Origin of the sequence: Methylococcus geothermalis (assembly GCF_012769535.1) — a bacterium.
Lineage (GTDB): Bacteria > Pseudomonadota > Gammaproteobacteria > Methylococcales > Methylococcaceae > Methylococcus > Methylococcus geothermalis.
In genome coordinates, this window is sequence record NZ_CP046565.1 from 1,908,511 (window position 1) to 1,920,090 (window position 11,580).

9 protein-coding genes are annotated in these 11,580 nt (G+C 64.0%); 4 read left to right on the forward strand and 5 right to left on the reverse strand.

All coding sequences use genetic code 11. The features are described from left to right. Position 1: 1 nt before the first annotated feature. The 4 genes from GNH96_RS09100 to GNH96_RS09115 all read right to left on the reverse strand — a co-directional run bounded on the left by GNH96_RS09100 (position 2) and on the right by GNH96_RS09115 (position 5,032). Complete coding sequence (locus GNH96_RS09100; protein WP_169603386.1) at positions 2 to 994, reverse strand: hypothetical protein; 993 nt, start codon at positions 992 to 994, stop codon at positions 2 to 4. Then, on the reverse strand, positions 994 to 3,723 hold the full coding sequence (locus GNH96_RS09105; RefSeq protein ID WP_169603387.1) for a DUF499 domain-containing protein: 2,730 nt from the start codon (positions 3,721 to 3,723) through the stop codon (positions 994 to 996). Before GNH96_RS09105 ends, GNH96_RS09100 begins: the two co-directional genes overlap by 1 nt. Before the next feature lie 179 nt (positions 3,724 to 3,902). Next, on the reverse strand, positions 3,903 to 4,112 hold the full coding sequence (locus tag GNH96_RS09110; protein ID WP_169603388.1) for a cold-shock protein: 210 nt from the start codon (positions 4,110 to 4,112) through the stop codon (positions 3,903 to 3,905). An 89-nt stretch (positions 4,113 to 4,201) separates the two neighbouring features. Further along, positions 4,202 to 5,032, reverse strand: coding sequence for a 4'-phosphopantetheinyl transferase family protein (locus GNH96_RS09115; protein WP_228719783.1), 831 nt, complete (start codon positions 5,030 to 5,032; stop codon positions 4,202 to 4,204). 165 nt (positions 5,033 to 5,197) lie between these two features. Between GNH96_RS09115 and GNH96_RS09120 the strand changes: the two genes are divergently transcribed. From GNH96_RS09120 to pta, 3 genes are all read left to right on the forward strand, one after another. Continuing rightward, positions 5,198 to 6,463 carry an MFS transporter gene (locus tag GNH96_RS09120; RefSeq protein ID WP_223163400.1) on the forward strand — a complete coding sequence of 422 codons (1,266 nt, stop codon included), beginning with the start codon at positions 5,198 to 5,200 and terminating at the stop codon, positions 6,461 to 6,463. 185 nt (positions 6,464 to 6,648) lie between these two features. Beyond that, complete coding sequence (locus GNH96_RS09125) at positions 6,649 to 7,083, forward strand: hypothetical protein (RefSeq protein ID WP_169603389.1); 435 nt, start codon at positions 6,649 to 6,651, stop codon at positions 7,081 to 7,083. Then, entirely contained in the window at positions 7,080 to 9,179 is a 2,100-nt protein-coding gene (gene pta / locus GNH96_RS09130) for a phosphate acetyltransferase (RefSeq protein ID WP_169603390.1), read from the forward strand. The genes GNH96_RS09125 and pta overlap by 4 nt, the downstream gene beginning before the upstream one ends. 31 nt (positions 9,180 to 9,210) lie before the next feature. Here the strand turns inward: pta and GNH96_RS09135 are convergent, their stop codons facing one another. Next, positions 9,211 to 10,950, reverse strand: a complete 1,740-nt coding sequence (locus GNH96_RS09135; RefSeq protein ID WP_169603391.1) for a cation:proton antiporter — start codon at positions 10,948 to 10,950, stop codon at positions 9,211 to 9,213. 302 nt (positions 10,951 to 11,252) lie between these two features. Between GNH96_RS09135 and GNH96_RS09140 the strand changes: the two genes are divergently transcribed. After that, positions 11,253 to 11,570: a hypothetical protein gene (locus GNH96_RS09140; protein WP_169603392.1), complete on the forward strand. Its 318-nt coding sequence runs from the start codon at positions 11,253 to 11,255 to the stop codon at positions 11,568 to 11,570. Positions 11,571 to 11,580 lie beyond the last annotated feature (10 nt).

Below are 11,580 nucleotides of genomic sequence, written 5' to 3' on the forward strand. Positions count from 1 at the left end.
CTCAATTCTTTGAAATTTCAACAAACGGTGACAGCACCTCCAGCAGCGAAAGTCCGCCGTGCGTCAACGTCGGGTAGCCGCCCTGGCTGCGCCATTTCCTGCGACCCAGGGCCAACAGGTCCGTGCCGTGAGGGCTGTTGATCTGCAATGCCACTGGGGGCACGAAAGGGCCGGTGTCTGCGGTTCCCGCCTTGCTGCGCGAGCTTCCAAACGTCTGCTTGAGGAACTGGCCGACCTCGCCGTCGGCATCAGGGAAGTAGCCGGTGGCGGCGTAGCCATGGTCGGAGGTGATGACCAGCCGTCGCCCGGTGGCGAGGCGTTCGACGAAGCTCCAGAAGTCGTCGCTGGACAACTGCTCGGCCACGTCCTTGGTCAATGGCTCCAGCCCTTGGCCTTGGCCCGCGATGTCATGCAGCTTGGCGTCTGGCCAGGGATGCCAGAAGATCTGGTTCGGCGCGCTTCCAATCAGGGCTTCGCAGTCCTTCCACGGCATGTCGACGCATTCCGTGTCGGCAGGTTGCAGCTTGTGCGCGAGGCCGCCGCCTTTGTTCTGGAGCTTGCTGCGGCTGGCAAAGCCGAGCGAACGGGCAAATGCATCGGTTTCGCCGGGCAGCTCGGAGGCGCAGGCAGCGACCGCGTGGGTGGTGAAGCCGCGCTCCTTTGCCCCCTGCAACAGCCACGGCAGCTCGCGCAGGGAGAGACCGTCGAGGATCAGCACCGCCTTGGCACCAAAAGGTTGTGCCCACCAGCGCATGAGGCGCTCCGACGTGCGCTCCACGTTATCGCCAAAGGTGTTCCACAAGTCCCAGCCGCTGGAGGAGAGGAACAAATCCAGCTCGCCAATTTCGCGGTCGCGCTTGACAACCTCGCTGGGCGCGTTGCCTGCGGCGAGAGGTTTCGACGCGATCCCGATCGCGTGGTCGATGATGACGCGCCAAGCGTCGGCGTCCGAGCCTTGCGTCAGCGATTGCAGCGCGCTGGTGGTGAGTGCCATCAGTCGTCCTCCTTCTCGAGGCTCAGCTCAAAGCTCATGCCTTCGGGCAACTTCTTGAGCAGTTCCTTGAGTTGTGCGCCGGTGGCGGCGGACACCTTGATGGATACCTCCGCGACCTTGGTGGCCGGGCCAATCCCCCAACTTTCGATCTTGCCGATCAGGTTGAGCGGCGATGTGGCGGGGTTCGACAGCAGGATGCGCGGCTTGGTGGTGGTGCCGTCGCCTCCGAATATGCCGCCCGGCGTCGGCGTTGGCGTGGGAGCGGGAGAACCACCCGGGATGGGTTCGGCTACGCTCGGCGTGGGGGCAGCGCCACCTCCCGGCGGAACACCCCCCGACGGCAGCGCGGGCGGCGCGGAGCCGCCGGTCGCAGGCACGGCCGAGGGCAGCATCACGAACACGTCGTCGAGGTGGCGTCCCGTGTCCGGGAGCTTGGGGCGCAGACGCCGCCACGCGGCGTCTTCATCTTCGCCCGGATGGGTTTGCAGGTACTCCCTGCCGCGCACGTTGATGGCGACATTGCCCTTGGCGCACAGACGCAGCAGGCGTTCCTTCATCCTCGTTTCGCCCAGCCACGGGATGCAGTCCTGACCAGCCGGGCGCGGCTCCTGAAGCTCGCGCAGCAGCTTGCCGACCGATTCGTTGTTGCCGGCGTATTCGAGCACCAGTTCTTCGAAGTCCTCCGGCACGAACAGGTCGCTGGCCAGCGCCTCCTCGATGGCCTCGGGAATCTGAGAACCCTGCTTGTCGAGCCGTTCGACGCTGAACTTGCACTGCGCGGGGTCGGCGAAGTTCCAGCGTTGCAGCACGGCGAAGCGGTCGAAACGCTTTTTTAGGTTTTCGCGCAGCGTGTTTTCGAACTCCTTGTGCAGCTTCTTGTATTCGGAGTTCTGGCCGCTCCATTCCTGCGCCTTCATCTCCGCGCGGGCGAGGATGAGCAAGTCACGATCCATGAAGGAATTGGTGCTGCCCGCGCGCGGCAGCAAGAAGCGCACTGTGTTGCGGCGCCTCTGCAACTGGTCTTTGAGCCAGCGGCCCAGCGTGGCGTCGAGCTTATCGGGCTCCTCGGGCAGCACGAGGATGGGCAGACGGTCATCCCATTTGTCGGGCTGCTCGGCGTCATCGAGCGCAGTCCAGGGATCGCTGACCCACGATTTCGGCAGGGCGATTACGCGGAAGGTCTTGGCGACTTCGTCGCTGCCGCCGATGACGTAGCGCACCTGCTTGGCGAGCTGCGCCTGATCCGCGCCGTCGGCGAACAGCTTGTCGTTGCGCGCGTAGGCCATGAGCTTGGCGCGCGGGTTTTCCTCTTCGCGGAACAGCAGCTTGGTGCCTTCCTGGTGGATGTTGAAGCTGTTCTCGACGATGGTGGCCAGTTCGACCTGGAAAGCGTTGTCGTCCACTGGCTTGTCGCGGGTGATGTCCAACTGCAGGGTGGCGGGATCGGCACCGGCGAGGTTGCCGACGGCAATCGAGCGCAGCCATAGCGCGCCGATGATTTCCTGTAGGTGTGGCGCGATGCTGGCGTGATCGTGCCGCGCTTCCTGCACCGAGATGATGTTTTGTTGGGCCTTCTCGCGCAGCGTGCGGTGATGCTGGTTGGCAACGGCTTCAAGCAATGCACCGATGCCCGAGGCGTCATCGTCCAGCCGGAAGTCGGCAGCAGTGAGCACCGGCACGACCTCGCCACGGCTCTTGTACAGGTTGGCGAGAATACGGATCAGGTCGCGCGTCTCCTGCGCATCGGTCGCGATAAGCACCTGCTCTTCGAGTAGGCGTAGCAAGTGCGGCGCGAAAGGCCACGATTCGGTGAACTCACGCCGCTTGCGCTCCTGCTCTGCGGGCGGCACGTCAAGCAATCGGAAGAACTCCGCCACGTGCTGCGCGACCAGCGATTCAATGGTGCCGCTGGGGATCTGCAAGCGGTTATCGAACAGACGATGCAGAAGCATGCGCCGGCGATCTTGCTGGATGCGCTCGGCGCTACCGCCCGCCTTGAAATCGATGGCGACCGGGTTGACGCGATGCACCTGCTGGTAGGCGTCGCTGCCGCCGTTGCGAACCGAGATCACCAGCACCAGCAGGTCGGGCCGTTCTTTCGCAATTTCCGAAAGGATCTGGATGAAGTTGAAGGCCCAGTTCTTCCATGGGTACTGCTTGGTGTTGGTGAGCCCGTCGTACCACGTCTGGAACTCGTCCAGAAGCAGCATCGTCGGTTTGTTCTCCAGCAGTTCGATGATGAGCTTGTCAGAAGGGATTTCCGTTTTGGACGCGCCTTGCCCCTCCCACTTGCCCTTAATGAATGTGCCGTGGGGGTGGTTCTCGAACAGAACGTCCCACAGAAACTTGTAGCGCTGACGATGCAGGCTTTCAGCGATGACGTGCATCCCGTCGCGTAGCGCGATCTTGCTGAGGTTGGGCTCGGCCAGCGTGGTCGCCCACGTATTGAGCCACGCGCTCGTCGAGATTGGGTCGGTGACCGCGTGGTACAGCGCGGCCATCAAGTGCGACTTTCCGAGGCCGCGTTCGCCGATCACGACCACGGGGCGTCCTTGGTTGGGACCAACGGCCTCGATGCCTTTCAGCAGGTCATGCGTGGGATAGGTGATCTCCAGGAACTGCTGAGCCGCGATCTGAGTCGCGCCCGTGTGCTGGTCGTTGGACAGCTCGATGGCTGTGCCCTTGAGGCGCTTGCCCCGGAATTCTTCTCGTAGCGTCAGTCCAAGCATTTTTTATGCCCCCAATCGTTCGATTGACCATCGGCCGTCTCGTCCCCGTCACCGCCGGTGGCAAGCCCTTCCATCGACTGCTGTTTGATCCAGCGGTCGATGTATGCGCGTGAAGCAGGAAAAAAAACAGGCCCCGGGGGGCCTGTTTTCGACATCGAAACCGAGACCGGTTCGAAAAATCAGAGCAAGCTGACTTGGTCAGCCTGTGGACCTTTGGCGCCCTGGACTTCGACGAAGCTGACCCGCTGGCCTTCCTTCAAGGTCTTGAAGCCCTCGCCCTGGATGGAGCGGAAGTGGACGAACAGATCGGCGCCACTTTCGCGCTGAATGAAGCCGTATCCTTTCGTTTCATTGAACCATTTAACGGTGCCCTGCTGAACTTGACTCATCTCTCTCGTCTCTCAATGTGGATCGAATGATGCCGCTGCCGACGGCGACCGGGCGAACTGGTAGCAGGAGATCGATGGCGCAAGTAGCTTTACCGGGAAGGGTACCGCGATGAATCCGCTGCCGCGTTTCCCAAGACGCAGTCCGGCGTAGAATACAGAAGCGATTTGAGGTTTTCAAACCTCAGATTTTCGCCCTCGAATTCGATCCCGCCGCAGTAGCATCGGGCATTCGCCGCGTGCACGGTGACCGCGGCCTCGAATCCTTCCATGACCGGCAGCTCGGCGAGTGACCAGCCTCCGGCTGGTCCCAATTCAGGCGGAATCTCCAGCCAGCGCGGGGGGCCTTCGAGGCTGGACACGCAGTGTTGAAGGCCCAGCGCCATGCCGCGTCCCGAGGCCTTGCCCAATGCCTCCTTGCGCACCCAAAGGCGGAGGAAGCCGCGAGTCATGGCATCGGTATCAAGGCCGCCGAGCTCCGCGTATTCGCAAGGTGCGAGGCAGCGCCGGGCCAATGTGTCCAGGGAGGCCAGCCGGCGCCGGGCCTCGATGTCGACGCCGACCGGGGTGTCCCGTGCCAGGGCCAGTATGATCCGCCCGCCGGAATGGCTGATATTGAATTCCAGTCCGTGGGAACCGCGAAGCGCCGGCTTCCCGTACTCGCCGATGCTGAATGCGAGTGATGCCGGGTCGCACCCCAGATACTGCCCCAGTACCGCCCGCAGGATCGTGCGGCCGGCGATGAACTGCGCTTTCGGGGTTGCCAACGAGAAACGGTCGGCCCGGGCCTTTTCTTCGGCGGAAAGCCATTCCTGGCGGAATGCGCGGCTGTCGCCGACCTCACAGTGCCACACATGGACCTGTCCGCTGGCGAGCGTCGCCGGCAAGGGTGGGAGGGCCTCATGGTCCATGTGTCGGGGCATCTGCGGGCTCGTAGAGGATGGGACTTGCGACGAGGGGCCGGCGGGAGCCGGCGTCCGCGATTGTATTTCCGGCCGAACCCGATGGCGAGCTTGTCACGCGCGCCACATTGCCGGACGATACTCCGTTCCCTTGTTTGTTCCAGAAAACGACTCGGCAAACGGTCCATGATCATGGCGACCTCGGTGTGTCCCCCTCGCAACCGCATCATCCTCGCCGGCCTGATCGGCAACGTGATGGAGTGGTATGACTTTGCCGTTTACGGCTATTTCGCCGGAGCGATCGGCAAGCTGTTTTTTCCGGCGGACGATCCCGCAGTCTCGTTGATCGCATCGTTCGGCGCCTTCGCCGCGGGTTTCCTGGTTCGCCCGATCGGCGGCTTGCTGTTCGGCCGGATCGGCGACCGGGCCGGGCGGCAGCAGGCGCTCACCTGGTCCGTCGTGGCCATGGCCGTGCCTACGGTGCTCATGGCTTTGCTGCCGACCCATGCCTCCATCGGTCTTGCCGCGCCGGTTGCCATCGTCCTGCTCCGCATCGTTCAAGGCTTGTCTGTCGGCGGAGAGTTCACCAACTCCCTGGTGTTCCTGGTCGAGCACGCTCCGTACCACCGCCGGGCGTTTACCGCGGTGTGGGGAAGCTGGGGCGCCTCCGCCGGCATACTCCTGGGTTCCGGCATCGGCGACCTGCTCACCCATGTGCTGAGCGAAGCGCAAATCCTGAGCTGGGGCTGGCGCCTGCCGTTCGTCGCGGGCGGCCTGGTGGCGCTCACGGGGTATTGGGTTCGGCAGGGGCTCAGGCCGGAACTGCCGGCCGGCGAGGGGGCGAGCCCGGTCCGCGCCGTTTTCGCCAGGCATAAGGGGGCGATGCTGCGCGTCGCGCTGCTGAACCTGGGTTTCGGCGTCGGCTTCTATGCGGCCTTCATTTATGCGGTGAGCTACATCAAGAACATCGACCATTTGCCGGAGGCGACGGTGTTCAACCTGAACACCTCGGCCATGGCCTTGCTGTTGCTGCTGCTGCCCGCCGCCGCCTGGATTTCCGACCGGCTCGGCCGCAAGCCGGTGCTGCTCGCCGGCTTCGGCCTGCTCGCCGCGGGCGCGATACCTTTGTTCCAATTCATGCATTCCACCGATCCTTTCACCATTTTCCTGGGCGAAGCCGGCTTCGCCGCGATCATCGGCTTGATCAGCGGGGGCATCGTCGCCACCAATGTCGAACTGGTGCCGGCGGAGGTGCGCTGCACCGGGCTGGCCTTCGCCTACAATGCGGCGGTGGGCTGTTTCGGCGGAAGCACCCCGCTGATCGCGGCCTGGCTGATCAATCGAACCGGCGACCCGATCATGCCGGCCTACTGGATCGCTGCGGCTGCCACCGTATCGTGGGTCACGCTCGTCTTGTTCGTGCGTGAATTCCACTTTCACATGCCCCGCTAGGCCGTGTCCGGCACCGCTGATTCCGGCCCGGACGGCGCGCCGCCCGCCGAACGGGCCGAGTCGGTCCTCCGCGACCGGATCGGCGCGCTATCCGGGCGCTGGCGCAACGGCGCTATCGGCGGCGCTGCTGGCCTGGCTCCAAGGCCGCTGGGCGCTGCGCCTGCCCATTCTTCCATGATGCGGCATTGCATGCCGGGCAACGGGCTTTGTTCCTCGCCGTGGCAGCGGCGCTCGAGGGCGGTTGTGTCGCGGAGTGCCTGGCCGATCCCGAGTTCTCGGCGCGCTTCGATGACCTGGTCAGCGACATGAACACCCATGTCGTCCACAGCCTTCAATATTTGCGCGCTATCCTGATCGAAAGAGCCCTGCGCGTCGAAGGCAAGGCCCCGAACGAGCGGATGTCCGCCGGCGGCTGGGACTCGATCGCCGCCCTGCTCGCTGCGCTGGGGGAGTGCCGGCGCTTCGGGCCGGCGGCGCGTATCGCGCTGGGGAGGTTGCTCGACGGTCGTCCGTCCGGCGCCGATGCCTGGGCCATCGAGCGCGCTCTGGCCGAATTCGCGAGAGCGGAAGATGCCGTGCGATTTCAAACCGTTCTTCCATCCAACGGGACGCAAGCATGAGCCAATCACTCTATGTCGCGGCAACCGAAGCTGACAGCGGCAAGGCCTTGGTGGCGCTGGGCCTGACCGAGTTCGCTTTGAGGAAAACGACCCGCGTCGGGTTTTTCCGGCCGGTGGTTCCGGACGGCGGCGGTCGCGACGAAGACATCGCCCTCGTGCTCGAACATTTTGCCCTTCAGCAGCACGACGAGGATTCCTATGCCCTGACCTACCGTGAGGCACAGGCGCTGCTCAGCGAAAACCGGGCTGACGAACTGCTGGAACGGATCATAGCGGCCTACAAGAAGCTGGAAGCGGGCTGCGATTTCATCGTCTGCATGGGCACGGACTATCTCGGCGAGATGGCATCCCTCGAGTTCGAGCTCAATTGCGAGATTGCGCGCAATCTGGGGGCGCCGGTCCTGATGGTCGGCAGCGCCCACGGAAAAACCCTGGACGAGGCGGTGCATCCGTTGGCGATAGCCGTAGATGCCTGCCGCGAGCGTGGCGGGCAAGTGGCCGGGGTATTCCTGAACAAGGCCGATCCGCAACGCCTGGACGCCTGCCGCGACGCGCTGGCCGGCCATTTCGGCGACAGGATCGGGCTGAAGGCGGTGATTCCGTTCGATGCCAGGCTCGGCCGTCCCACCGTGCGGGAGATCGCGGCGCGGCTGGACGCGGAAATCCTGAGCGGCGGAGAGCGCCTCGACGGGCTCGTCTCCGGCTATCTGGTGGCGGCCATGCAGTTGCAGCACGCCCTTACCTGGCTGCGAGAAGGGCAGTTGGTCATTACGCCGGGAGACCGCGGCGACATCATCGTCGGCATGCTGCAGGCCGACCGCTCGGCCCGCTACCCCTCGCTGGCCGGCCTGCTGCTGTCGGGCGGGCAGCGGCCCGAGCCTTCGATCCAGAGCCTGATCGAGGGCCTGCCGGATTCATTGCCCATCATCGCCGTGTCCGCGGATACCTACACCACGGCGACCCGGGCACTCCAGATCAAAAGCAAGCTCAGCGCCGGCGACCGCGGAAAAATCGAACGCAGCATCACCGCCTTCAACGATCACGTGGACACCGAATGTCTGGAATCCCAGGTGCGCAATGTCCGCTTCGAAGGCGTTACGCCGCGGATGTTCACCTACAATCTGATGCAGCGCGCCAAGGCGGACAAGCGCCACATCGTGCTGCCCGAATCCACTGACGCCCGAGTGCTGCGGGCCGCGGCCCTGCTCATCGAGCGCGAAGCCGTCCGCCTCACCTTGCTGGGGTCCAGGCAGGACGTGGAAAAAGCGATCAGGCGGCACGCCATCCTGCTGGACGCCGAGGCTCTGGATATCGTCGACCCGGCCACCGACGGTCGGCGCGAATCCTATGCGGAAACCTACTTCGAGCTGAGGCGGCACAAGGGCATGACCCTGGACGCCGCCCGCGACTGCATGCTCGACGTCTCCTATTTCGGCACCATGATGGTCTATCGCGGCGATGCGGATGGCATGGTCTCGGGAGCCATCCACACGACCCAGCATACCGTCCTCCCGGCCCTGCAGATCATCAAGACCCGGCCCGGCTGCTCGATCGTGTCTTCCGTGTTCTTCATGTGCCTGGAGGGCGGCGTGGTCGTATACGGGGACTGCGCGGTCAATCCCAACCCCACCGCCGAACAGTTGGCGGAGATCGCCATCAGTTCCGCCGACACGGCGAAGACCTTCGGAATCGAGCCCAGGGTCGCGCTGCTGTCCTATTCCTCCGGAACCTCGGGGACAGGGGCGGATGTCGAACGGGTCAGGGAAGCGACCCGCATCGCCCGTGAACGCCGGCCCGATCTGCTGCTGGAAGGGCCGATCCAGTACGATGCCGCGGTCGATGCCGGCGTCGCCGCCCAGAAAATGCCGGGGTCGCCGGTGGCCGGCCGCGCCACGGTGTTCGTGTTTCCCGATCTCAATACCGGCAACAACACCTACAAGGCTGTGCAGCGCGAAACCGGCGCGCTGGCCATCGGCCCCATTCTGCAGGGCCTCGCCAAGCCGGTGAACGATCTCAGCCGCGGCTGCACCGTGGCCGACATCGTCAACACGGTGGTGATCACGGCGATACAGGCGCAGGGCGCCATGGCCAGGTAGGATGGTGCAACCGAGGCTCGAATCGCGGTGGCTAATCATCCCCGCGATCCGGCGCGGCGGATTGCTTGATCTGCGCATGCAGCGCCCTTTCGGCGTCGATCTGGGGCTGTACCACGGTCTTGGAATAGCCCAGCAAGTTGAGAACTTCGGCCGCGATCACCAGACTCGACTCCAGCATTTCCGGAATGACGTAATCGGCACCCGCTTCGATCAGTTGGGCATGGTCGGCTTCGTTCTGGGTGCGGACCACGATCGGCAAGGTATAGCCCTGCTGGCGTATCTGGGTGATGATCCGGCGCGCTTCGTTCAGCGACTTGAAGGTCAGGATGGCGAGCCGGGCGCGCTCCATGTGGCAGCGCCGCAGCAGGTCGATTCGGGCACAGGAGCCGTAGATCACCGGATCGCCGGCCGCCCGCCCTTCCTTGATCCGGTTGCCGTCCGGGTCCATGGCGATGAACGGAATGCCGTTGTTCTTGAGAAACTTCGCGATCATCTGGCCGACCCGTCCATAACCGGCGAGGATGATGTGGTCGGACAGATGCGGCGGAATCCGGCTCAACTCGCGGTCCCGGCCCGACACTTTCTGGCCGGCCAGCCGGCCGACCCACTGGCTGATCTCGAAGTTGTAGCGGATCAGCCAGGGCGCGAGGACCAGGCTGCCGACGATGATGGCCAGCGCCAGCGAGGCGACCCGCGGAGCAAGCACATTGAGCTGCGCGCCCAAGGTAATCAGGGCCAGCCCGAATTCGCTGGCCTGGGCGAGGATGATGCCGGTCTTGCTCGCCGTCGTGGCCGATTCGCCCATGAGGCGAGCGGCGAGGGTGATGACCACCGACTTGGCGAAAATCAGCAGTCCGATGCCGAGCAGGACGGCGCGGCCGTCCTCGGCGAGCAGGCCGAAATCGATCTGCATGCCGACGCTGGCGAAGAACACGCCCATCAGAATGTCCTTGAAAGGACGGATGTCCGTTTCCACCTGATGGCGGAATTCGCCCTCCCCGAGCATCACGCCCGTCAGGAATGCGCCCAGGGCCATGGAAAGGCCGAAGGTCTGGGTCAGCCAGGCGGAAAGCAGGATGATGACGAGCACCGTCAGGACGAAGATTTCCTCCGAGCGGCTCCGTGCGACCTCGTGGAAGATCGGCGGCAGCAGCCACTTGCCGGCGCCCACCAGGATCACGACCAGAATGCCTCCCTTTTCGATCACCTGGAGCAGTTGTTCGTGCAGGGCGTGCCCGCCGTTTCCGGCCAGCGCGGGGACCAGGATGAGGCCCACGAGCGCGGCCAGGTCCTGGAAAATCAGCACCCCCACGGCGAGCTGGGCATGGTGGCGGTTGATCAGTTTCAGCGAGCGCAGTTCACGGATGACCAGGGCGGTCGAGGACAACGCCATGGAACCCGCCACCACCAGCGTGGCGCCGACGGGCCAGCCGAGGCCGAAGAAAAGCACCGAGGCGAAGGCCGAGAGCGTCAGCAGCATCTGCAGCGAGCCGAGGCCGAAGACGGCACGGCTCAGGTGCAGCAACTGCCGGACCGAAAATTCGAGTCCCAGCTCGAACATGAGGAAAACCAGTCCCAGCTCGGACAAGAAATGAATGTTGTCATCGTTGGTCACCATGCCGAAGCCGAACGGCCCCACCAGCCCGCCGGCGAACAGATAGGCCAGGATGTCGGGCAGGCGAAGGCGCTGAAACAGCAGCACGCTGGCGAGAGAGGCCAGCAGCAGCACCAGGAGTTCGCTGAAGAAGCTTGGGTAGAGATGTTCGGCCATGTTCCGGGGTCGGGTAGGACAAAGAATCGGGCGTTCTTACCGCGCCCTGTACTGGCACTGTTGTGCCGGAAAGCCGGTTCGTCAAGCCGGTGGCAGCGGAAACCCGACGTTTTCTCGGCATCGGCTCACTTGGATGAGGGGCGATGTCCCTGTTCGCCCGGCAGGCGGACGGACTTGCCAGCGGCGCCGGTTCCCTTGCGGAAAATTGGAAATCTGCTAGTTTTCACGATCCGGAGTCGGCGTACAAAAAGCTTCCAGTGCATTGAGAAAAAATTCCAAATCCCCTCGAGGAATGCAACGACATGAGTCTGTTATCCTGGTTCTCCGCCAACAAAGAAGTCGATCTGTTCGCCAAGACACTCGCGCAGGACATCGCCAAGCGCTACCCCCCGTCCTTGGATACCGCCGCGGAGAAGAAGATTTCCGCCAACCGGCTCACCAAGATCCTCGAAGACGCTTACGCGAAGGCCAAGCAGTTCAACCGGGAAAAGGGCCTGGGCATGTACAAGAAGGCCAAATTCGGCAACACCTTCCGCTGGGAGCTGAAGGAGCTCGGCTACAGCAAGGACTTCGTGGAAGTGGCCACGGAAGGGTTGATCGTCTATCTCAGCCGAAAGTAACGCCCGGCAG